The sequence below is a fragment of the Neptuniibacter halophilus genome, assembly GCF_030295765.1.
In the GTDB taxonomy this organism is placed as follows: Bacteria; Pseudomonadota; Gammaproteobacteria; order Pseudomonadales; family Balneatricaceae; genus Neptuniibacter; species Neptuniibacter halophilus.
Window position 1 is genome coordinate 2,203,922 of sequence record NZ_AP027292.1, and the last position, 22,347, is coordinate 2,226,268.

The window sequence follows — 22,347 nt, forward strand, 5'->3', positions numbered from 1 at the left end:
AAAACCCTCGTTACCAGACTACAGACTAAACATCCGACGGAAGGTGGCAGCATAATCCTCTTTTGCAGTTTCCAGAAGAGGTTCGCCATGGCCGCAGAGAACATGGCGGAAATTGAGCGCTTGCAGACGGATAAAATCTTCTGCCTGTGGGGCCGCCACCTGAACCCAGACCGGACCCAGATTCGCCGGGGTAAAGAAACCCATTTCCTGCATCATCTGTCGTGAATCCTCAGAGAAGTAGCTATCCGGGCGAAGCCAGTTCTGCAGAGCATCACAGGCGATCAGCATGCCGTCATTTCTATCTAGATGCAGAATTGCCTCCGGTACCTGGGTGGTCTTGAACTCAAACACCGACGCGTCTGATATGGGCAGCGGTTTGTCGCTGATGAGGTGGTGGCTGTCGGAGCCAGTCTGTTCTGCTGTAGCAGGATCCAGAGACCAGAACTGTGCCTGATAACGATCCAGATAAAAAGGATCATCCCGGCCGTGCAGGGCCCCAAGGCGAATGACATCGCTGACTTTACCCAGTTGATCAAGCTGAGTCAGCGCCTGTTCGTTGAGGCGAATGCTGTTAATCAGGACCAGACGCCCCTCTTCACGCAGAATCACCATGTTGCGGCTGAACTTCCATTGCAGTCCCTGCAGTTCCGTTTCCATTGCACCGGTAACGAAAAAAACATTGGGGAAAACTTCTTCTATCGGGCCATGCTCAAGTGCTTCTGGAAACGGGTCCATGGGGTTATTCCTTTACGGGTTGAGTCGTTAACACAGGCGTTTAATTTTCATAACTGAAGCGGCCCACGTAACGGTATTCTCTGGCGTACTCATTAAGGTAGGCGTTGAGATACTCTAACTGTGCCGGGTTCAGTCGGCTATAGCGGATATCATCGAGGGATTCGCTGCCGTCACTGCTATCAAGGCGTTTGATATGAAACAGGGTCATGTCGCGGCCGCCAAAAAAACCTTTCAGGTAATCGTGCATCGGCCGGGCCGCAGACATATCAAATACGGCACCATGCAAAGCGGTACAGTGTGGATTTTCAGCCAGCGTTTGGGCATTAAACCGGGGGAATTCACCTGCCGGGTGCTTAAAAAGGGGATAATGGCGGCTGGCGAGTACCGGATGCGCCTGTAGCTTTCGTATGTAATCTGAGTCGAGCGTTGCTTCTCTGGCCCCGGCAACAAGAATGTTCAGATAGCGCTGGCAAGGCAGACAGTTGTCATTAATAAAGCCGGGCATGCCGACGTAAGTCAGTGCGGTAACCAATTCTCCATCTACCTCAACGGTGACCTCTATTCGGTCATAGCCGTGACCGTATGCCTCCGTGGCATCCAGTGCTGCCAGAGATTCGTCAGGGCACTCATAGACAATACCAAGAACCTGATGATCAGGCTGAGTGCCGGGTTCGATATTGCCGACCCCACCTTCATGACGGAAGAAATGCTGAACATTAAAGCGCAGGCGCCAGCCGTGAAGTGTGCCTCTGCGGGCCGAAACGGGCTGCACGCCCTTAGCGCGCAGGGAGGTGATGTTCAGATTGGAACCAAAACCAAAATAACGGAACATGTGCTTTTCGACTACTGGCTGCTCAGGCAGGTCTATACGGTGATAACTGATCTCTAACAGTACAGATATCGTTCAGGAATTCAATCACTTGCCTGAGGGCTCCTGACCCGGTTTATAGCTGTGAGTCGGGGCACTACCGTCTGAATCGTATTTCCGGGGAAGGGGAGCGCTCGCATTGAGATTCACTTCGATGGTGCAGTTGCTTATGCTTGCAGCAGAAATACCGGAAGCGCGGGTAGTCAGAGATTATTATGGAGAAAAAGATGCAGGATCTAGTGGATGAAATTGCACGGAAAGCGAAATCCAGAGGTGTAATGCTGGCCACTGCGGAATCATGTACCGGGGGCTGGATTGCTCAGCAGATCACTGCCGTTGCCGGTAGCTCAGACTGGTTTGACTGTGGCATCGTCACCTACAGTAACCGTGCCAAACAGCAGTTGCTGGGCGTCAGTGATGTGAGTCTGAGCCGGTTTGGTGCAGTCTCTGCTGAGGTCGTGAAGGAGATGGCGGAGGGAGTGCTGGCACGCAGTGATGCGGGCCTGAGCGTGGCCACCAGTGGCATCGCCGGGCCGGGTGGCGGCAGCGAAGAAAAGCCGGTTGGTACAGTCTGGTTTGCCTGGGCGGAGAGGGGTAAACCTACCCGTTGCCATAAAATGCAATTTGAGGGTGATCGTGAATCTGTTCGAAAACAAGCGGTTAGCCATGCTCTGCAAGGTTTTTTAGAGAACCTGTCAGACTGAGGCTTGCATTCCGGAAATGTTGTGAAATAATACTGTCCATACATACAGTATTTGTTCAACGCAACGTGATAATTCAGAACAGGGTTGAAGATGGACGCGAATCGCAAAAAAGCGCTGGATGCAGCGTTAGGTCAGATTGAAAGACAGTTCGGTAAAGGCGCAGTTATGCGTATGGGGGATCAGCCACGTGAAGCAATCCCTTCGGTTTCCACCGGTTCTCTCGGTCTGGATATCGCGTTAGGTATCGGCGGTCTGCCTTATGGCCGTATCGTTGAGATCTATGGTCCTGAATCTTCCGGTAAAACGACGCTGACCCTGCAGGTGGTGGCAGAAGCTCAGAAGCAGGGTAAAACCTGTGCCTTCGTTGATGCTGAGCATGCGCTGGACCCTATCTATGCAGAAAAGCTGGGTGTGGATGTAGACAACCTGCTGGTTTCCCAGCCCGACACGGGTGAGCAGGCACTGGAAATTACCGATATGCTGGTACGTTCCAATGCGGTTGATGTGATCATCGTTGACTCCGTTGCTGCGCTGACGCCAAAAGCTGAGATCGAAGGTGATATGGGTGATTCCCACGTGGGTCTGCAGGCCCGTCTGATGTCTCAGGCCCTGCGTAAGCTGACCGGTAACGTGAAAAGCTCTAACTGCCTGCTGGTGTTTATCAACCAGATCCGTATGAAGATCGGGGTCATGTTTGGTAACCCGGAAACCACGACCGGTGGTAACGCTCTGAAATTCTACTCCTCGGTACGTCTGGATATCCGTCGTACGGGTGCCGTTAAACAGGGCGATGAGGTGGTGGGTAATGAAACCCGCGTTAAGGTAGTGAAGAACAAAGTTTCACCTCCGTTCCGTCAGGCAGAGTTCCAGATTATGTATGGTAAGGGCATTTACCATATGGGCGAGGTGATCGATCTGGGTGTTAAAGAGGGGCTGGTGGATAAATCCGGTGCCTGGTACGCCTACAACGGTGATAAGATCGGTCAGGGTAAGGCTAATGCGGCTAAATTCCTGGAAGAAAATCCGGCGGTTGCCAACGAGATCGAAACTGAGCTGCGTAATCGCCTCTTATCCAGCCCGGTAAAACCGGAAGCTGAAGAGGAAGATGCTTCAGAAAATCTGGATCTGATCTGAGTCTGACACCTTGTTTGACAATATAAAACCTCTGCTTCTGGGCAGGGGTTTTGTTTTTTTTAGGGGGTTGAAATGGAATGGGATAAAGCGCTCTGGAATAAAGCGATCAGTCTGTTAGCCCGACGTGAATACAGCCGGGCGGAGCTGGAGCAAAAACTGAAGCCTTTAGCAGAAAATGAAAATCTGGATGCCCTGTTGCAGGCACTGGAGGAGGCCGGATATCAGTCGGACAAACGCTTTACCGAGAGCTTTATCCGCATGCGTGTCGGGCAGGGGCATGGGCTGATCAGGATTCGGTTTGATCTCCAGCGAAAGGGAATTGAGTCTGAACAGATCAGTGAGTGTCTGGATGAGATGGACATGGACTGGTATGAAAATGCCAGAGAACTGTATCAACGAAAATACGCGGAGCCGTTGCAAAGCGGAGACCACAAAACACGCAATAAACGAATGCGTTATCTGAGCCAGCGAGGTTACACCATGGATGAGATTCGTTATGCGCTGGACGCAGAAAATCAGCAATAGACACCCGGATTAAACAACCCCTCCCTCATTGATGCTACCGAAATAGCACCGTTCTGCTACCTTATCCTAAAAATATTCGAACAATTTTCGAACACGGGATATACTATTGCGCCCAAATTTGTGGTGGCTATTATGCCGTAGGGCCTGTAAACCCTGCGGTTTTACCAGAACGGATACGCATACGGTTCATCTAATGAAATACATGACAAGTGCCGAAATTCGCCAGGCTTTTCTAGATTACTTCAAACAGCAGGGACACGAGGTTGTCGCGAGCAGCTCGCTGATACCCGCCAATGACCCGACCCTGATGTTCACAAACGCCGGTATGGTGCAGTTCAAGGATGTATTCCTGGGCAGCGATAAGCGTAACTATACCCGTGCTACAACGTCGCAGCGTTGTGTCCGTGCTGGTGGTAAACATAACGACCTGGAAAACGTGGGTTATACCGCTCGTCACCATACCTTCTTTGAAATGCTGGGCAACTTCAGCTTTGGCGATTACTTTAAGCAGGATGCGATCCGTTTTGCCTGGACATTCCTCACAGAAGTGATGGGCCTGCCAAAAGAGCGGCTCTGGGTCACTGTGCATCATTCTGATGCGGAAGCAGAGAAGATCTGGAAAGAAGAGATCGGTGTTGATCCTGAGCGTTTCTCTAAACTGGACGAGGACAACTTCTGGTCTATGGGGGACACAGGGCCATGTGGTCCATGTACCGAGATTTTCTTTGATCACGGTCCTGAAGTCTGGGGTGGCCCTCCGGGCAGCCCGGAAGAGGACGGCGATCGTTACATCGAGATCTGGAATGTTGTATTCATGCAGTACAACCGCAGTGCCGATGGTGAGATGACGCCTCTGCCAAAACCTTCTGTGGATACTGGCATGGGTCTGGAGCGTATTGCTGCAGTGATGCAGAACGTACACTCCAACTACGAAATTGATATGTTCCAGAATCTGCTGAAAGCGACTGCTGACGCAGTAGGCACTGATGATCTGGATAATAAATCACTGCGCGTGATTGCTGACCATATCCGCTCCTGTGCATTCCTGATTGTTGATGGTGTGCTGCCATCCAATGAAGGTGCAGGTTATGTATTGCGTCGCATTATCCGTCGTGCGGTTCGTCATGGTAATAAGCTGGGGGCAACCGGTGCGTTCTTTAACACGCTGGTAGCTGCGCTGGTAAAAGAGATGGGCGAGGCCTATCCGGAACTGACAGAGAAACAGGCCCAGGTAGAGCGGGTTCTGCTGAAAGAGGAAGAGCAGTTCGCGAAAACGCTGGACCATGGTATGCGCCTGCTGCAGGAAGCGATTGATGGCCTTGAAGGCAGTGTTATTCCGGGAGAAACCGTCTTCAAACTGTATGATACGTATGGTTTCCCGTTTGACCTGACAGCAGACGTGGCGCGTGAGCATGAGCTGAGCGTTGATGAAGCAGGTTTTGAACGCGAGATGGATGCTCAGCGCGAGCGTGCCCGCGCTGCAGGTAAATTCTCTGTAGATTATAACGATGCGATCCGTGTGGACGGCGAAACGCAGTTCACCGGTTATGAAACGCTGGCGGGCGACAGTGCGAAAATCGTCGCCCTGTTTAAAGCCGGCGAATCGGTTGAGCAGTTGAATGCAGGTGAAACCGGTCTGATCGTACTGGACGAAACGCCGTTCTACGCCGAGTCCGGCGGTCAGGTCGGTGATACCGGAACTTTGCAGGCCTCTTCAGGTCTCTTTGCAGTGAATAACTGCACCAAAGAGGGCAAGAATAATCTGCATCACGGCAGTGTGTCAGAGGGTGTAGTGAAACTGGGCGATACGGTGTCTGCACAGGTTGATGCAGAACGTCGTCAGGCGATTGCGCTGAACCACTCCGCAACACACCTGCTGCATGAAGCGCTGCGGATCGTGCTCGGCGAACATGTTCAGCAGAAAGGCTCACTGAATGATGACCAGCGTCTGCGTTTTGACTTCTCTCACTTTGAAGCGATGACGGCTGAGCAGATCGCAGAAGTTGAAACCATTGTGAATGATCAGATTCGTGCCAACTCCGCAGTAGAGACTGAAATCATGGAGCTGGAAGCTGCGAAAGCGAAAGGCGCGGCGGCTCTGTTCGGTGAAAAATACGAAGAACAGGTGCGTGTACTCTCCATGGGTGGCGACTTCTCGGTCGAGCTCTGTGGTGGTACCCACGCCGCACGTACCGGTGATATTGGGCTGCTGAAAATTGTATCTGAGGGTGGTGTGGCCGCGGGTGTACGTCGTATCGAGGCCGTCACCGGTGCCGGTGCTCTGGCCTGGCTGAATGAAACCGATTCGGCGCTGGGTCAGGTCAGTGCTCTGGTAAAAGGTTCCCGTGACACGGTTGTTGAAAAAGTGAAAGGTCTGTCGGACCGCAACCGTCAGTTAGAGAAAGAGCTTGAGCAACTGAAAGCGAAGCTGGCGGCGGCTGCCGGATCTGACCTGATCAGCTCAGCGGTTGAAGTGAAAGGCATTAAAGTGCTGGCGGCTAAGCTCGATGGAGTGGAGCCTAAAGCGTTGCGCGATACAGTCGATCAGATGAAGAATAAGCTGGGTAGCGGCGTGGTTGTGCTGGCAACGGTTGCCGATGACAAAATTGCTCTGGCTGCCGGTGTGACTAAAGAGCTGACCGGTCAGGTACGGGCCGGTGATCTGATTAAAGATCTGACGGCACGTCTGGGTGGTAAAGGTGGCGGTCGTCCTGACTTTGCTCAGGGCGGCGGCACGGATATGGCTGCACTGCCCGCTGCGCTGGATGCGGTGGCAGGCCTGGTTGATAGCGCGCTTTAACGAGCATAAGGAAGGGACATGGCGCTCTTTGTACAGAAATATGGCGGTACCTCGGTTGGCAGTGTAGAGCGGATCGAGGCGGTGGCAGACAAAGTCCGGGGCTTCAGGCAGCAAGGGCATGATATTGTCGTTGTGGTATCAGCGATGAGTGGTGAAACTAATCGCCTGATCGGTTTGGCTAAAGATATCCAGGATACGCCCAGCCCGCGTGAGATGGATGTGCTGGTTTCCACCGGGGAGCAGGTGACCATCGCATTGCTCTGTATGGCGCTTCAGAAGCGCGGAGTGCCTGCGCGTTCCTATACCGGTTCTCAGGTCAAAATTCTGACCGACAGCGCACATACCAAGGCGCGCATTCAGGATATTGAGGTATCGTCTATGCAGGCGGATCTCAAAGCCGGGCGCGTCATTGTAGTGGCGGGTTTTCAGGGGGTTGACCCTGAAGGCAATATCACCACCCTTGGTCGTGGCGGTTCTGATACCACCGGTGTCGCTCTGGCCGCAGCGCTAAAGGCGGATGAGTGCCAGATCTATACTGATGTAGATGGGGTGTATACCACCGATCCGCGTGTGGTTGAGGGCGCTAAGCGTCTGGAGCAGATTACCTTTGAGGAGATGCTGGAAATGGCCAGTCTCGGTTCTAAGGTGCTGCAGATCCGTGCAGTTGAATTTGCAGGGAAATACAAGGTACCGCTTCGGGTGCTTTCGAGTTTTACGGAAGGGCCGGGTACGCTGATCACCATAGAGGATGATTCGACGATGGAAAAACCAGTAATTTCTGGTATTGCGTTTAACCGGGATGAGGCCAAACTGACTGTGGTGGGTGTGCCGGATGTACCGGGTGTTGCCTCACGTATTCTGGGGCCGGTCAGTCGCGCTAATATTGAAGTCGATGTGATCGTTCAGAATGTCGCGGCTGATAATACCACTGATTTCACTTTTACCGTGCATCGTAACGACTATGATGCGACTGAGAAAGTGTTGCAGCAGGTTGCGCAAGAGCTCGGCGCCCGTGGTGTTGCAGGCGACAACAAAATCGCCAAAGTCTCCATTGTGGGTGTGGGCATGCGCTCTCATGCGGGTGTCGCCAGTAAGATGTTTGATGCACTGGCAGAAGAAAATATTAACATTCAGATGATCTCTACATCGGAGATCAAAGTGTCTGTTGTCATTGCGGAAAAATATCTTGAGCTGGCGGTGCGTGCACTGCATTCAGCGTTTGATATGGACGCTAATGACTCGGTCAGTGAATAATCGAGATTATTTATGAAGCTGGTCTATAGTTAGGTTAGCTGTTTCATATAGGCAGTGTGTTGGCAGGGATTTGGATGAATGCCAACGTGCAGTCTGCTGTATTCGGTGGGCTAGCCTGGGAAGTACTAAGGAGATCCTAAGATATGTTGATTCTAACTCGCCGTGTTGGTGAAACTCTAATGGTTGGTGATGACGTTACTGTCACTGTTCTCGGTGTTAAAGGCAATCAGGTACGTATTGGTGTAAATGCGCCTAAAGATGTATCTGTTCACAGGGAAGAGATCTATCAGCGGATTCAGCGTGAAAAAGCTGAAGAAGGGAATCAGGAATAATTTTTTTAAATCTTTTCTTTCCTTTTCTCAATCAGTTATGTATATTACGCGCCGTTGTTAGGTGAGCTGGCCGAGTGGCTGAAGGCGCGCCCCTGCTAAGGGCGTATAGGTTTACCCCTATCGAGGGTTCGAATCCCTCGCTCACCGCCATTTGATGTGCGCCCGTAGCTCAGCTGGATAGAGTACCTGGCTACGAACCAGGCGGTCAGAGGTTCGAATCCTCTCGGGCGCGCCACTATCACAACGTTTTTCTTGGAATGCGCCCGTAGCTCAGCTGGATAGAGTACCTGGCTACGAACCAGGCGGTCAGAGGTTCGAATCCTCTCGGGCGCGCCACTCCTTGCAGAAAATCAGATTATGCGCCCGTAGCTCAGCTGGATAGAGTACCTGGCTACGAACCAGGCGGTCAGAGGTTCGAATCCTCTCGGGCGCGCCATCTGAACTGTATAAGATCCTCTCCCCGCTTTATAATTACCCGAATCCTTTAGTTGCCATCTTTGAGCTTAAGACCATGAAGTTCTCAATTCGTTTGTTTCCTGAAATTACCATTAAAAGCCGTCCTGTGCGTAAGCGCCTGATTCAGCGTCTGCAAAGTAATTTGCAGAATATGCTGCGTCGCATCGACGAAGAGATCAAAGTTCGCGGACAGTGGGATAAGCTGGATGTGGAGTGTGGTAAAGCAGATGAGTCTAAGCGTGAAGATGTGATCGATCTGCTCAGCCGTACGCCGGGTATTCACAGCTTCATCGAAGTGACTGATTACCCGCTGGGTGACTTTCACGATATCTTCGAGAAAGCACTGGCGGTCTATGGGCCTGAGATTAAGGGTAAGACCTTCAAGGTTCGGGTTAAGCGTTCCGGTAAGCATGAGTTTCGATCCATTGATGTTGAGCGTTATGTCGGCGGCGGTCTGAACCAGCATGCTGAAGCGGCCGGGGTGGATGTGCATAACCCGGAGGTTTATGTTGATCTGGAGATCCGTAACGACACGTTGTACGTGGTGACGGCGATTTACAAAGGATTGGGTGGTTTCCCGCTGGGTACGCAGGACGCTACCCTGTCTCTGATCTCCGGCGGTTTTGATTCTATCGTCGCCAGCTACATGTCGATGCGCCGGGGCTGTAAAACGCATTTCCTGTTCTTTAACCTCGGTGGTCACGCCCATGAGATTGGTGTGAAGCAGGTTGCCCTCTACCTCTGGCAGAAGTTCGGTTCATCGGCCCGGGTTAAGTTTATTACTATTCCTTTTGATGAGGTGGTGGGTGAGATTCTGCAGTCGGTTCATCACTCTCATATGGGTGTGGTTCTGAAGCGGATGATGATGCGTGCCGGCGAAAAAGTCGCAGATAAAATGAAGATTGAGGCGCTGGTGACCGGTGAAAGTATTGCTCAGGTATCCAGCCAGACATTGCCTAATCTGGCGATCATTGACGCTGCGACCAGTAAACTGGTTGTGCGCCCGCTGGTGACAATGGACAAGCAGGACATCATCGATATTACCCGTCAGATCGGTGCTTATGATTTTGCTAAAAATATGCCGGAGTACTGCGGTGTGATCTCTGACCGCCCGACCACCTGTGCGAAAAAGGAGCGGGTCGAAGAGGAAGAGTCAGATTTCGATTACGAGGTGCTGGAGCGTGCGCTTGAGCGGCGTCAGGTGATCAGTATCGATGAGATCGTTGAAGACGTGAATATTCATGCTGAGGTTGAAGCGCTGACTAAAGTGCAGCCCAATCAGGTGGTAGTGGATATTCGTGCGCCCCATGAGCAGGAGAAAAAACCGCTGAATATTCCGGGCTGTGAGATCCGTCTGATTCCGTTCTTTGCGCTGGGTGCAGAAGCGGAACAGTTTTCAGAAGAAAAAGAGTATCTGCTCTACTGTGAAAAGGGTGTGATGAGCCAGATGCATGCCCACCAGTTGCAGGAGCGCGGCCTGTCAAATGTAAAAGTCTATCGCCCGGGTAATAGCGACTAATACTTATCTGTTTCCACCTATGGATCGGAAGTTGTAAGCAATTTCTGATCCATATCCTTCCTTTAGCCGAAATTTCACCTCATTTTATTGCCTGACCTAGACTTTTCAGGTTTAATTGTGGTCCATTTGCAACCAGTACATCCGTTAGGTGAAATAGCGCATCCGGTGCTATAGGCCAAAAGCCGCTCGCCTGACGAATGGGTTTCGATAAGTACAGGAGCACCCATTAGATGGATAATCTGTTATCAGAAGGCCTCGGCTTGATGGTCTTTGGTATGGGTTTTGTTTTCGTCTTTCTGACGCTGCTGATCTTCTCCACCGTGGGAATGTCAAAAGTGGTTGGTAAGTATTTCCCGGAAGCGCCTCCGCAGCCTAAAGCACGAAAAGCTGCACCTGCAGCGGCGGCTGCAACCAATAATAATGATGAATTAGTGGCTGTAATGACGGCTGCGGTTCACAAATACCGTTCATAACCTGAACGGAACAATAACGAATAATCTGCATTAATCGACAGAAGGCCATTACCCATGACCGACGCAAAGAAACCACTTGGCATTACTGATGTAGTATTGCGTGACGCTCACCAGTCGCTGTTTGCTACTCGTATGCGAGTTGAAGACATGCTGCCGATCGCGGAAAAGCTGGATAAAGTAGGCTTTTGGTCCCTAGAAAGCTGGGGCGGCGCAACCTTTGACTCATGTATTCGCTTTATTGGGGAAGATCCCTGGGAGCGTATCCGTCTGCTGAAACAGGCGATGCCAAATACTAAACAGCAGATGCTGCTGCGAGGACAGAACCTGCTGGGTTACCGTCACTACGCAGATGATGTTGTTAACCGTTTTGTTGAGCGTGCGGCTACCAACGGCGTGGATGTATTCCGTATCTTCGATGCGATGAACGATCCGCGTAACCTGGATACTGCAATCAAAGCAGTTAAAGCGACTGGTAAGCATGCTCAGGGCACCATTTCTTTCACGAAGAGCCCGGTCCACACCATCGATAACTGGGTGGAATACGCTAAGACTCTTGAAGATCTGGGCGCAGACTCTATTGCGATCAAAGATATGTCCGGCATCCTGACGCCTTACGACGCCTTTGATCTGGTTTCCCGTCTGAAAGCACAGACTGATCTGGAAGTTCAGTTGCATGCACATGCAACCTCCGGTCTGTCTGATATGACCATTCTGAAAGCGGTTGAAGCCGGTGTTGACCGTGTTGATACTGCAATCTCCTCTATGTCCATGACCTATGGCCACACAGCCACTGAGTCCGTGGTTGCTGCGCTGGCCGGTACCGACCGCGATACAGGTCTGGATCTGCTGCAGTTGGAAGAAATTGCGGCTTACTTCCGTGAAGTACGGAAAAAATACGCTAAGTTCGAAGGTTCCCTGCGTGGTACAGACTCCCGTATCCTGGTTGCTCAGGTTCCGGGCGGTATGCTGACCAACATGGAAAGCCAGCTCAAGGAGCAGGGCGCAGCGGATAAGTTTGATGATGTACTGGCTGAGATCCCGCGTGTACGTGAAGATCTGGGCTGGATTCCGCTGGTAACCCCAACCTCTCAGATCGTTGGAACCCAGGCGGTTATCAACGTACTGATGGGCGAGCGTTACAAAACGATCTCTAAAGAAGTTCAGGGCATTCTGAAAGGCGAGTATGGCGCAGCTCCTGCGGCTTACAATGCTGAACTGCAGGCACGTGTTCTCGACGGCGGTGAAGCAATCACCTGTCGTCCGGCAGATCTGCTTGAGCCAGAAATGGACAAGCTGGTTGACGAACTGAAAGGTCTGGCTGCCGAGAAAGGTATTGAGCTGACTACCGGTGAGAACGAAATTGATGATGTTCTTACTTACGCTCTGTTCCCGCAGATCGGCCTGAAATTCTTGGAAAACCGTAACAACCCTGATGCATTTGAACCAGCACCTACATTAGAGGACGCACTAGCAATGGCTGCACCTAAGAAATCCGGACCAGAAGTTTACACAATCAATGTCAATGGTCAGAACTACGTTGTACAAGTAACCGAAGGTGGTGATATTTCTGCAGTTGCACCTGCTGCGGCGCCGGCAGCGGCAGCGCCTGCTGCGGCACCTGCTGGAGATGCAGAAGACGTAGCAGCGCCTCTGGCCGGTAACATCTGGAAAGTGCAGGTTGCTGCAGGTCAGGCGGTTCAGGAAGGTGATGTGCTGGTTATCCTTGAAGCGATGAAAATGGAAACTGAAGTACGTGCTGCTCGCGCTGGTACAGTTTCTACCGTCGATGTTAAGGAAGGTGACGCCGTTCAGGTTGGCGACACTCTGCTGACTCTGGCATAAGGTAGTAGCTCGATGGAAAAGTTAATCGAACTGTTAACAGCCTCGGGTGCTTATAACATCACGGGCGGTCAGGTCGTAATGATTCTTGTGGGTCTGTTACTGCTGTTTCTGGCCATCAAAAAGAATTTCGAACCCCTGCTGCTGGTACCAATCGGTTTTGGTGGCATCCTGGCTAATATCCCTGAAGCAGGTCTGGCTTACACGGCGGTAGAAAACGCCGTGCATTTCGCTGTTCCGGAGGTGATGAACGGGCTGGCTGCAGCGCTGAACATCACCAGCACTGATCCGCATGATATTCTGCACGCCTATCACAGCTCATCGGCAGCAGAACATCAGGCGGCCATCAATGTGGCTCTGGATGGTGGTTACGCGAACGGTATGCTGTACAACTTTTACAGTGTAGCGATTGGCTCAACGGCTGCGCCGCTTCTCATCTTTATGGGTGTAGGTGCCATGACCGACTTCGGTCCGCTGCTGGCTAACCCGCGTACACTGTTCCTGGGTGCCGCTGCGCAGTTTGGTATCTTTGCTACCGTACTGGGCGCTGTTGGTCTGACTACTTTAGGTCTGATGGACTTTAATATTCAGGAAGCAGCCGCGATCGGTATCATCGGTGGTGCAGATGGCCCGACGGCTATCTATGTAACGAGTCTGCTGGCACCGCACCTGCTGGGTGCAATCGCCGTAGCAGCATACTCTTACATGGCGCTGGTTCCTCTGATCCAGCCGCCGATTATGCGCGCCCTGACCACAGAGGCGGAACGTAAGATCAAGATGAGCCAGCTACGTCATGTGACCAAGCTGGAAAAGATTCTGTTCCCGATCGTATTGTTGATTCTGGTTGCACTGTTGCTGCCGGATGCGGCACCGCTGCTGGGTATGTTCTGCTTCGGTAACCTGATGCGTGAATGTGGCGTAGTGGATCGTCTGAGCGATACAGCACAGAATGCTCTGATCAACATTGTGACCATCTTTCTGGGTCTGTCTGTTGGTTCTAAGTTGTCTGCGGACAAGTTCCTGGATCTTCAGACGCTGGGTATTATGGCGCTGGGTATCGTTGCTTTCTGTATCGGCACGGCGTGTGGGGTCATCATGGCCAAAATTATGAACAAGCTGGCCGGTGGTAACTCCATCAACCCGCTGATTGGTTCTGCCGGTGTATCCGCTGTACCAATGGCTGCCCGTGTATCAAATAAGATTGGTCTGGAGTATAACTCTCAGAACTTCCTGCTGATGCATGCAATGGGGCCAAACGTAGCCGGTGTAATCGGATCTGCAATTGCCGCGGGTGTGATGATCAAGTTTGTAAGTTGATCTGACAAACGCATAAACTAAAAAAGGCTGCCTTCATGGCAGCCTTTTTTTGTCTGGTGCCCGGCTTCAGTGGCCGGCGAGTACCTCCAGATGCGCCTGCACACTGAAGGCAAGAGAGACCGGATTGTAACCCCCTTCAAGCACGGAGATCAGTCGGTTCTGACTATAGGTGCGGGCGGAATCCATCAGAAGCTGGGTTACCCAGCGGTAGTCCTCTTCATTCAGCTTGATATCGGCCATGGGGTCTTCGTGATGTGCATCGAATCCGGCGGAGATCAGAATCAAATCAGGCTTGTGCGCCTGAATTGCCGGTAACCAGCGACCCTCGACCAGTGAGCGGAACACCATACCATCACTGTGCGCATCCATGGGGCAATTGATAATATGGTCGCGCTGGATATCACTGTAGCGCTCAGGGTAGAACGGGTGCTGAAAGGTGGAGCAGACCAGCACTTCGGGCCGGTCCTTAAAAATATCCACAGTGCCATTGCCGTGATGAACATCGAAATCGAAAATGGCGACCCGTTCAATGCCCGGCTGCTGCAGCGCATGCATGGCTGCAATAGCAACGTTGTTATAAAAGCAGAAACCCATCGGAATATTGTGTTCCGCATGGTGCCCGGGTGGGCGGACGGCACAAAAGGCGTTGTTATTTTTACCGCTGAGCACCCGGTTTACCGCCATCACGGCAGACCCGGCAGCCAGACTGGCAGCGTGCAGGGAATCAGGACAGAGCGCAGTATCTTCGTCGGTGTAGACTACACCGTGCTCAGGCAGTTTCATCTCGAGACGCTTCTGATGCAGATGAGCGTGCGCAAGCTGAATCTGTTCCGGCAGAATATGGGTGGATTCAATCCGTTCCAGTTCCTGAATCAGTCCTGTTTTTTCCAGAACTTTTTTTATGGCCAATAGACGGACTGGGCTTTCTGGATGTTCCGGCCCCATATTGTGCAGGCCGCAATCCTCATGGGTGATGAAGGCAGTAGTCATAGTCTCATTATTATTAGGTTTTTCCTCAGTGTACCTTAAACCATAGAAACAGGAAGTTATCATATTGTCTCAATATTCCATGGGACGCTATGGAGTGGGATATTTCTTGATCCAAGTCATTAGTGTTTGGCCCAGTCATCGCTAGGATAGGCAGTACAGCATAGAACTGTCTTGGCACCGCGTGTTTCACCCTACACCCGGTGCTTTTTTTTGTTTGCGCAAAATGCTTTTGTCATTGCGGCTACGCTTTTATACTCAGTAAATTACAGTGACAGTTATGGATAGCTGAGTGGCAAAAATAGATTATTCCGATAAGCAGGTGTTGCTGATAGAAAGCAGTGGCAACATGCGCTCGACAATCTTCTATATGCTGCGCAGCCTGGGGGTCGTCAACCTCAAGGCGATCACCATTAATGATCGTGTTCTCAGCGAGATTGCTGAAGTCGATTATGATGTCATTTTGCTGGGGCATAATGTCAGTGACAGTGTGACCGGTATTCAGTTGCTTGAAGAGTGCCGTTACCGGGGATACATCAAGCCAAGTGCCTGCTGGGTTTTCATGAGCAGTGATGCCTCACAGGAGGTCGTCCTGCATGCAATAGACAGTCACCCTGATGATCTGATCATGAAGCCTTTCTCGGTGGATGAGCTCAAACACCGCCTGGATAACATTCTCTATCGGAAATCTGTTTTTCAGCCTGTAGATGAGGCGATTGAGATTGGTGATCTGCCCTCCGCGATCAATTTCTGTAAACACAATTTTGCGCCTTACGATCTGGAATACGATGAGGCCCAGTTAATTCTGGCACGTCTTCTGATCCAGTTCAGGCGCCCCGCCGAAGCGGCCAGCGTTGCTGAAAAACAGTATTGGAAATCTCACAACAAAGAGGCGGGCCTGCTCTGGGCTGAGGCCTTGCTGGCGTTGAAAAAGCCCAAAAAAGCCAAGGCATTATTGCAGGAGCTGATTGAAGAGTACCCGTTGTTTATTGCCTCTTATGACCTGCTCGTGCGTGCCCATGAGAGTAGTGGGGATCTGGAGAAAGCCCGGGAGGTGATGGCGGAAGCTACGCAGAAAAGTCCGATGGGTATTCCGCGGCAGATGGAGTTAGGCAGGCTGGCTACCCAGACGCAAAAACTGGATCTTGCCGGCGGGGCCTATAAAAAATCGATTGTACTGGGGCGCCGCAGTTGTCACCGTTCGGCAGAGCCTTACCTGCGCCTTGCTAACGTCAAGCGTCTGGAGATGAAACACTCTGCCGGTCTGGTGACAAATGAGCTGCAGGGCGAATTTGAAAAAGTATTGGCTCAGGCGAATCAGGCATTCCCCAATGATAAAGCACTTCAGGTACGTTCGGCGCTGCTGAAGAGCGAGTTATATCAGCAGCAGGGTGATATTGAGCAGGCGAGTAAGTGTACCCGTGATGCCCAGCGCCTGAATGACGAATTGGAACAACCCCTGGATCTTGATCGTGAACTGTTGAGTGTCACCGGCGATGCTGTGCCTATTCTCGAGGAAGAATCGGTTCGGTCTGAGCCTGTCACAGCGCGAACCCATGATCCTGAGATGAGCCTTAAAGTAAACCGGTTAGGCGTTAAGCATTACCTGTCGGGCAAGATGCCGCAGGCATTGAAGTACTTCGGGCTGGCCACCGAATATGATGCCAGCAATGCCGGGGCCCTGCTTAATCTTGCACAGCTATTTCTGGAATCTGCCCGCGATAGTCGCGAAAAACGCCAGGAACGCCTGAAAATGGTTGAGCGTTATCTGGCGCTCGCCAGTCGCTTACCACTGGAGGATGTCGAGAAAGATAAGCAGAGTCAGTTAAAGCGCTATCTGGGTCACGACCCGGCTCTGTTGCCTCAGGGCTCATTAGGGAATCTTCTGCGTTAAGCGGTGTACTGCGCTTCTGAATGAGTAGCTGAAAGAGATCATCCGATCCGGAGAGTGGTGTCCCAGAGAGGATTCGAACCCCTGGCCTGTCCCTTAGGAGGGGACCGCTCTATCCACCTGAGCTACTGGGACATGCTGGCAGATGACGAATGCTGCCGGATTCTAGCCTGAAAGGTAACGATAGGCAATGCAGGCTGCGGTTCAGGCTTTACCCAGTCGGCTCTGGGCTTTGTACAGCCCGGAATTACCGGATTTGTTATACAGCTGATCCTGTTTCTTGTGGCCGCGAACGATAGCCAGCAGTTGGTTTACGTTCTGCTGGTTGCGATAGATCGCCTGTTCGTTGCGTTTGTTTTTCTGCTGGAGCTGTTTCAGTTTCTGCTTGATCTCGGTGTGCAGTTCCCCGGTCAGGCGGGCGGCTGGTGAGGAGGTATCTGGCAGGCTGTAGTCGCCAACCTCTACCTGAACGCCGAAGCTGCTGAGTAATTCTACCCGTTGTTGGGTAAAGGTATGGAAGCTGTTAAGCAGCCCCATTTTTTCCTGTGTGGTATCGCTGAGACGATCCAGATCTTTGCTGCTCAGGGCTTCAAGCTCCTGATCGTAGATCTCGCTGAGGGAGTCCAAAAGTAAGATACCCTGCTTAAGCAGGGTATCCAGTTCTGAGTATTGCTGTTCGGTCATGTCTAAAATCAGAGCAGATTGTCAAAGTTAAGCATCTTTTCAGCTACGCGCTCGGCGTTAATCTGATAGTTGCCACTCTCAATTTCCTGTTTTAGTTGCGCGACACGCTCGTTGTCCACATCAGGTGTATCGGCCAGTTTTTTCTCAACATTCTGAAGTGCTACTGCAGCACTGCTGAGTTTGACTGTGTCACCTTTACTGGACGGAGACTGCGTAGGTGTGCCGTTACCGCCAGTCTTGGCAGCAGGGGTATCACCTGAGCGTGCACGAGTGCTTGTCGTCTGCGACGATGACAGGCCCGTGATGTCATTGATCATTTATCCGTCCTCAAACTTGTATCTGAACCAGCTTATCGGCGGCTGCAGTGGCAACTTTAGAAAAAAATTAAAAAAATGTCTTAAACGTAACCAGCAGTATAGCAGCAGAAGAAAGCGCTAACCAATCAGCCGTTCAGGGCGCGCGGACCAGGCCGGGGCCTATGACCCGGGCTTTAATAATATTGCCTGAGCGGTCATTTTGAATGCGGATCTGTTCGCCGACTTCGCCATCTTCCAGTGCGGTGCCTGAGGCGCGGATGGTCACGCTGTTGCGTTTAGCTTCAATGATGACCGCATTGCCCTGGCTGATAGCCAGTGGTGCTTTAAGCATGCTCGCTGTGATAACGCTGCCCGCAGGAATGCTGCGTTTCGTGGTCCAGCCTTTAATATCTGCTGGCCGGGTAAAGTAAGCGGAGCGCAGTGTGGTCAGGTCGACCTCTTCAAGTGTGAGATTGCTGAGGCGGAGCTGTGCATTTCGAGGCAGGCTGATATTGCTGACAACGGCCGGACCGAAATGTTTAACTTCGGCGGCAATAAATAGCTGCCATCCCGGTGCCGGGCAGCGTGCACGAAAGGTGATTCGGCTGCTGTTGCCCCTAGGTGTTTGAAATTCAAGAGGTGCCTGGCAGTTTTTTAGTTTGATTTTGCGACTAATCGGGTTAAGTTTGATCTCGGTCCGTGCGTCAGGTTGTGCTTTTTTATAGTGTTCCTGCAGGAAAAGGACAGCCTCCTGTTCCAGAATGTCAGTCTGATCGGCTGCAAAAAGGCGGATGGGGGCCAAAAGAAAAGTGGTTAGCAGGAAAAGTCGTGTTAGATTATGCTTATTCACGTTGTTGAAACTAACATTATGTTTAAGTATCAGCGTATAACCAGAATAGATTAAACCTCTACGGGATTGTTAGATCATGTCAGGTATCCTAGATAGTGTAAACCTGCGTACCCAGATGGTGGGGCAGAACAGACTGGAGCTGTTGTTGTTTGGTCTGGAAACGGAGCAGCAGTACGGTATTAACGTTTTCAAGGTTCGCGAGGTTTTGCAGTGCCCTGATCTGACGGAAGTTCCGCGTCAGACTTCAGCGATTAAAGGGATGGCGCATATCCGTGGCGAAACAATTCCTGTTCTGGATCTGTCTGAGGCGATTGGCAGGGATACGGTACCTTCCGATCAGCGTCAGGAGTGCTTCCTGATTGTTGCTGAATATAACCGCCGCACACTGGCCTTTCTGGTTCGCAAAGTGGATCGCATCCTGAATACCCAGTGGGATCAGATTATGGCGCCACCGACAGAGATCGGTGTAGAGAACTATCTGACAGCTATCTTTGAGCACGAAGGTAAGCTGATCGAAATCCTCGACGTTGAACAGATTCTTGCAGATCTGTATCCAATGCCAACTGAAGTCAGCCAGGATGTTGCGAATGAGCAGGTGCGTGAAAAAGCGCGCGAACATCACATTCTGATTGTTGATGATTCTTCTGTTGCACGTAATCAGATGCAGCGCAGTCTCGAAAACCTGGGTGTTAAAGTTACCTCCTGCAATAATGGTCGGATGGCCTGGGATCTGTTGCGGGAAATGGCTGATCGCGGCACCGATGTGACGGATCATTTTCTGATGGTCATTTCGGATATTGAGATGCCGGAAATGGATGGCTACACCCTTACCTCTATGATTCGTGACGACGAACGGATGAGTTCGATGCATGTAGTGCTGCATACCTCGCTGTCCGGTGGGTTCAACGTATCTATGGTTAAGAAAGTGGGGGCCGATGGGTTCCTTGCGAAGTTTAACCCGGATGATCTGGCGACGGCTGTGGTACAGCGTATCCAGCAAGTCGAAAAACGATAACTGAGCGGTAAATCATATCGATGAGCATTGCTGGCAGGTCGAGCTTTACGATCACCGACGCGGACTTTGAGCTGTTCAGTCGTTTCCTTGAAGATAACAGCGGAATTCTTCTGGCGAAACACAAACAGTATCTGGTTCAGAGCCGTCTGGGTAAAATTGTTCAGGAGCAGAATTGTTCAGGTCTTAAAGATCTGATCTCCAAGCTGCAAAGCCCTGCGGCAAAACGCCTCCGTGAGCAGGTTATCGATGCGATGACCACCAACGAAACGCTCTGGTTTCGTGATGTACACCCTTTTGACATTCTGCGCGACCGCATTCTGCCTGAGCTGACCGCAAAGCCCGGCGGTTCTAAGGTGCGTATCTGGTCGGCGGCCTGTTCTACCGGGCAGGAACCCTACTCCATCAGCATGACGCTGGATGAGTTTCGCAAGAAGTCTCCGGGTAAGCTCAGTGCCGAAGAAGTGATGGCGACCGATATATCGACTCAGGTGCTGGAACAGGCCCGCCGGGGTGAATATGAGATGTTGGCTATTGGCCGTGGTTTATCTCAGGAGCGGTTGACTCAGCACTTCAAACAGCTCCCTAACGGCAGTTGGGGTGTAAAACCGGATATCAAATCACGGGTAAGGTTTCAGAGCATCAACCTGCTGGGGCAGTACAGTGCTATGGGCAAATTTGATGTGATTTTTTGCCGTAACGTGCTGATCTATTTTTCCAGCGAGAAGAAAACTGAGATTCTCAGCAAGATGCACGGGGTTCTGAAGCCGGGCGGCTATTTGATTCTGGGTGCCTCTGAGTTTCTGTCTGGCCTGTCTGATAAATATCAGATGATTCACTGCCGTCCGGGCATAATTTATCAGGCTATCTGACCTTCTGTTATGACGTTTTCTAAAACCGCCGTTTATGGCGGTTTTTTTATGCCTGCCTTTTTGCCGGCGGTTGCCGCTTTGCCGCTGCGGCAATACGGCGGTCTTCCATTGCCGGTTTTGAGTGATGTATTACAAGTGCAGAGGAGCTAAAAATCTTAACTCATTGTTAAATAAGTGATTTTTGTTTCTGGTACGGGGATTGCTTTTATCTGACCATCTGAAAATAGAGGCAAGCCAATGGCCATCAGTTTTGACGCAGCTTTAGGTATTCATGATGACGCTTTGCTCCATCGGGCACGCCGTGCCGAGGTGCTGGCGAATAATATTGCCAATGCAGATACGCCAAACTTCAAAGCGCGGGATCTTGAGTTTGCCCATGCACTGGAAAATGCGTCTAAGCTGCAGGTAAAGCAGACGGCCACTTCGCCGGGCCACAAAACTGAACTGCTCGAACCGGATCTGGCTGCGGATATGATGTTCCGCATTCCAAATCAGGCCTCCGTAGATGGCAACACCGTAGAGCTGCAGCAGGAGATGGCGCGCTACACCGAAAACTCGTTGGATTACCAAACCTCTTTCCAGTTTCTGAACCGTAAATTTACGGGGCTGAAATCAGCTATCAAGGGTGAATAAACATGTCATTAAGTAATGTTTTCGGTATTGCCGGCTCTGCGATGAATGCGCAGACAATCCGTCTGAATACCACCGCAAGTAACCTGGCCAATGCTGAAAGTGTCAGCTCCAGTGTGGATGAGACTTACCGTGCCAGAAAACCTGTTTTTGCGGTTCAGCAGGTAGATCCGCTGGCAGAGCCTGATAACGAATCGGGCATTGCTGCGGGGCAGGGCGTGCAGGTGCTTGGCATCGTTGAGAGTGAAGCTGAGCTGCGAAAAGAATATAACCCTGCGCATCCCATGGCGGATGATCAGGGGTTCGTTTATTACCCGAATGTGAATGTCGTGGAAGAGATGGCGGATATGATCTCCGCTTCGCGCTCTTTCCAGATTAATACTGAAATTTTGAATACTGCTAAGCAGATGCTGCAACAGACGATCCGTCTGGGCCAGCAATAACTGAGTGATGGGGTTCTAAGCCATGAGTAATGTAAATGGCGTAAACCAAAATGTCTTCGACCAGATAAATCGGGCCAACCAGGCTTCGAGTACGGCGAAAAGCCAGTCTCAGGAAGACAGCGATATGTTTATGCGCTTAATGATCGCGCAGTTGCAGAATCAGGATCCGACCAGTCCGGCGGATACCACTGACTTTATGCAGCAGATTGCGACCATGTCTCAGGTTGAGAGTATCAACCAGCTCAATACATCGGTGAATGAGATGTCCCAGTCAATGCTGGCCAGTCAGGCGGCATTGCAGGCTTCCTCTATGGTCGGGCGCTCCGTGTATATTGCGGGTGATACGGCGGAAGTGGGCACTGCCCTTAATCCTTATGCCAAGGGCTCTTTTAACCTGAGTTCCAGCGCCAGTGATATGCGGATCAAGGTTTATAACGCCAGCGGTACGCTGGTGGATACCATGCAACTGGGCTCAGTAACTCCGGGTGAGCATGAGTTTGCCTGGCAGATGGATTTTGACGAAGACGGCAATCCACTTCAGCCAGCAGGGGACTACACCTTTGTGGTTGAGCGACTGGATGACGGTGAATACAGCGCAGTCAATACCAACATGTCTTATCGGGTCAACAGTGTGACCCTGGGTGAGAACGGTATTGGTATGCAGGTGAATACGACGGCTGGCACATTCGATGTTAGCGAAGTGAAACAGATCGGCGCGTGAGGACA

The 22,347-nt window shown here is 51.4% G+C and carries 22 protein-coding genes and 5 tRNA genes; 20 read left to right on the forward strand and 7 right to left on the reverse strand.

Features of this window, described 5'->3' with window-relative positions:
- Positions 1 to 18: 18 nt before the first annotated feature.
- Entirely contained in the window at positions 19 to 735 is a 717-nt protein-coding gene (locus tag QUD59_RS10180; protein ID WP_286236851.1) for an MBL fold metallo-hydrolase, read from the reverse strand.
- 40 nt (positions 736 to 775) lie between these two features.
- Positions 776 to 1,567: a gamma-glutamylcyclotransferase family protein gene (locus QUD59_RS10185; protein ID WP_286236852.1), complete on the reverse strand. Its 792-nt coding sequence runs from the start codon at positions 1,565 to 1,567 to the stop codon at positions 776 to 778.
- Positions 1,568 to 1,830: 263 nt separating this feature from the next.
- On the opposite strand from QUD59_RS10185, the gene QUD59_RS10190 reads away from it, so the two are divergent.
- From QUD59_RS10190 to QUD59_RS10255, 14 genes are all read left to right on the forward strand, one after another.
- Complete coding sequence (locus tag QUD59_RS10190) at positions 1,831 to 2,307, forward strand: CinA family protein (RefSeq protein WP_286236854.1); 477 nt, start codon at positions 1,831 to 1,833, stop codon at positions 2,305 to 2,307.
- A 90-nt stretch (positions 2,308 to 2,397) separates the two neighbouring features.
- Positions 2,398 to 3,441 carry a recombinase RecA gene (gene recA, locus QUD59_RS10195; RefSeq protein ID WP_286236855.1) on the forward strand — a complete coding sequence of 348 codons (1,044 nt, stop codon included), beginning with the start codon at positions 2,398 to 2,400 and terminating at the stop codon, positions 3,439 to 3,441.
- Positions 3,442 to 3,513: 72 nt separating this feature from the next.
- Complete coding sequence (locus QUD59_RS10200; protein ID WP_286236856.1) at positions 3,514 to 3,966, forward strand: regulatory protein RecX; 453 nt, start codon at positions 3,514 to 3,516, stop codon at positions 3,964 to 3,966.
- A 202-nt stretch (positions 3,967 to 4,168) separates the two neighbouring features.
- Positions 4,169 to 6,766, forward strand: a complete 2,598-nt coding sequence (gene alaS, locus QUD59_RS10205) for an alanine--tRNA ligase (RefSeq protein WP_286241020.1) — start codon at positions 4,169 to 4,171, stop codon at positions 6,764 to 6,766.
- Between the two features lie 18 nt (positions 6,767 to 6,784).
- The gene (locus QUD59_RS10210; protein WP_286236858.1) at positions 6,785 to 8,020 is read left to right on the forward strand and encodes an aspartate kinase; all 1,236 of its coding nucleotides are present in this window, start codon (positions 6,785 to 6,787) and stop codon (positions 8,018 to 8,020) included.
- A gap of 143 nt (positions 8,021 to 8,163) precedes the next feature.
- Positions 8,164 to 8,352: a carbon storage regulator CsrA gene (gene csrA, locus QUD59_RS10215; protein ID WP_286236860.1), complete on the forward strand. Its 189-nt coding sequence runs from the start codon at positions 8,164 to 8,166 to the stop codon at positions 8,350 to 8,352.
- Between the two features lie 60 nt (positions 8,353 to 8,412).
- A tRNA-Ser gene (locus tag QUD59_RS10220) sits at positions 8,413 to 8,502 on the forward strand.
- An 8-nt stretch (positions 8,503 to 8,510) separates the two neighbouring features.
- Positions 8,511 to 8,587: transfer RNA gene (locus QUD59_RS10225), tRNA-Arg, on the forward strand.
- A 24-nt stretch (positions 8,588 to 8,611) separates the two neighbouring features.
- Positions 8,612 to 8,688 (forward strand) — tRNA-Arg (locus QUD59_RS10230).
- Between the two features lie 23 nt (positions 8,689 to 8,711).
- Positions 8,712 to 8,788, forward strand: a tRNA-Arg gene (locus QUD59_RS10235).
- Between the two features lie 75 nt (positions 8,789 to 8,863).
- A complete protein-coding gene (gene thiI, locus QUD59_RS10240) occupies positions 8,864 to 10,327 on the forward strand; it encodes a tRNA uracil 4-sulfurtransferase ThiI (RefSeq protein ID WP_286236862.1) in 1,464 nt (487 codons plus the stop codon).
- Positions 10,328 to 10,557: 230 nt separating this feature from the next.
- Positions 10,558 to 10,800 carry an OadG family protein gene (locus tag QUD59_RS10245; RefSeq protein ID WP_286236864.1) on the forward strand — a complete coding sequence of 81 codons (243 nt, stop codon included), beginning with the start codon at positions 10,558 to 10,560 and terminating at the stop codon, positions 10,798 to 10,800.
- Positions 10,801 to 10,854: 54 nt separating this feature from the next.
- Entirely contained in the window at positions 10,855 to 12,642 is a 1,788-nt protein-coding gene (gene oadA / locus QUD59_RS10250) for a sodium-extruding oxaloacetate decarboxylase subunit alpha (protein WP_286236865.1), read from the forward strand.
- A 12-nt stretch (positions 12,643 to 12,654) separates the two neighbouring features.
- Complete coding sequence (locus tag QUD59_RS10255; protein WP_286236866.1) at positions 12,655 to 13,956, forward strand: sodium ion-translocating decarboxylase subunit beta; 1,302 nt, start codon at positions 12,655 to 12,657, stop codon at positions 13,954 to 13,956.
- A 66-nt stretch (positions 13,957 to 14,022) separates the two neighbouring features.
- Here QUD59_RS10255 and QUD59_RS10260 read toward each other — a convergent pair whose 3' ends face one another.
- Positions 14,023 to 14,946 (reverse strand): histone deacetylase family protein, encoded by a 924-nt coding sequence (locus tag QUD59_RS10260; protein WP_286236867.1) that lies wholly within the window; start codon positions 14,944 to 14,946, stop codon positions 14,023 to 14,025.
- 289 nt (positions 14,947 to 15,235) lie between these two features.
- Between QUD59_RS10260 and QUD59_RS10265 the strand changes: the two genes are divergently transcribed.
- The gene (locus tag QUD59_RS10265; protein WP_286236868.1) at positions 15,236 to 16,837 is read left to right on the forward strand and encodes a response regulator; all 1,602 of its coding nucleotides are present in this window, start codon (positions 15,236 to 15,238) and stop codon (positions 16,835 to 16,837) included.
- 55 nt (positions 16,838 to 16,892) lie between these two features.
- Here the strand turns inward: QUD59_RS10265 and QUD59_RS10270 are convergent.
- The 4 genes from QUD59_RS10270 to flgA all read right to left on the reverse strand — a co-directional run bounded on the left by QUD59_RS10270 (position 16,893) and on the right by flgA (position 18,616).
- Positions 16,893 to 16,969, reverse strand: a tRNA-Arg gene (locus QUD59_RS10270).
- A 69-nt stretch (positions 16,970 to 17,038) separates the two neighbouring features.
- Positions 17,039 to 17,518 carry a flagellar protein FlgN gene (gene flgN / locus QUD59_RS10275; RefSeq protein ID WP_286236869.1) on the reverse strand — a complete coding sequence of 160 codons (480 nt, stop codon included), beginning with the start codon at positions 17,516 to 17,518 and terminating at the stop codon, positions 17,039 to 17,041.
- An 8-nt stretch (positions 17,519 to 17,526) separates the two neighbouring features.
- Positions 17,527 to 17,835 carry a flagellar biosynthesis anti-sigma factor FlgM gene (flgM, locus tag QUD59_RS10280; protein ID WP_286236870.1) on the reverse strand — a complete coding sequence of 103 codons (309 nt, stop codon included), beginning with the start codon at positions 17,833 to 17,835 and terminating at the stop codon, positions 17,527 to 17,529.
- Between the two features lie 133 nt (positions 17,836 to 17,968).
- Positions 17,969 to 18,616: a flagellar basal body P-ring formation chaperone FlgA gene (gene flgA, locus QUD59_RS10285; RefSeq protein ID WP_286236871.1), complete on the reverse strand. Its 648-nt coding sequence runs from the start codon at positions 18,614 to 18,616 to the stop codon at positions 17,969 to 17,971.
- A gap of 124 nt (positions 18,617 to 18,740) precedes the next feature.
- Here flgA and QUD59_RS10290 point away from each other — a divergent pair, with 124 nt between their 5' ends.
- The 5 genes from QUD59_RS10290 (at position 18,741) to QUD59_RS10310 (ending at position 22,342) form a co-directional block, all read left to right on the forward strand.
- Complete coding sequence (locus QUD59_RS10290) at positions 18,741 to 19,679, forward strand: chemotaxis protein CheV (protein ID WP_286236872.1); 939 nt, start codon at positions 18,741 to 18,743, stop codon at positions 19,677 to 19,679.
- Positions 19,680 to 19,699: 20 nt separating this feature from the next.
- Positions 19,700 to 20,548, forward strand: a complete 849-nt coding sequence (locus tag QUD59_RS10295; protein ID WP_286236873.1) for a CheR family methyltransferase — start codon at positions 19,700 to 19,702, stop codon at positions 20,546 to 20,548.
- 237 nt (positions 20,549 to 20,785) lie between these two features.
- The gene (gene flgB, locus QUD59_RS10300; protein WP_286236874.1) at positions 20,786 to 21,181 is read left to right on the forward strand and encodes a flagellar basal body rod protein FlgB; all 396 of its coding nucleotides are present in this window, start codon (positions 20,786 to 20,788) and stop codon (positions 21,179 to 21,181) included.
- A gap of 2 nt (positions 21,182 to 21,183) precedes the next feature.
- Positions 21,184 to 21,621 (forward strand): flagellar basal body rod protein FlgC, encoded by a 438-nt coding sequence (flgC, locus tag QUD59_RS10305; RefSeq protein WP_286236875.1) that lies wholly within the window; start codon positions 21,184 to 21,186, stop codon positions 21,619 to 21,621.
- A 22-nt stretch (positions 21,622 to 21,643) separates the two neighbouring features.
- Positions 21,644 to 22,342 carry a flagellar hook assembly protein FlgD gene (locus QUD59_RS10310; RefSeq protein ID WP_286236877.1) on the forward strand — a complete coding sequence of 233 codons (699 nt, stop codon included), beginning with the start codon at positions 21,644 to 21,646 and terminating at the stop codon, positions 22,340 to 22,342.
- Positions 22,343 to 22,347: the final 5 nt, after the last annotated feature.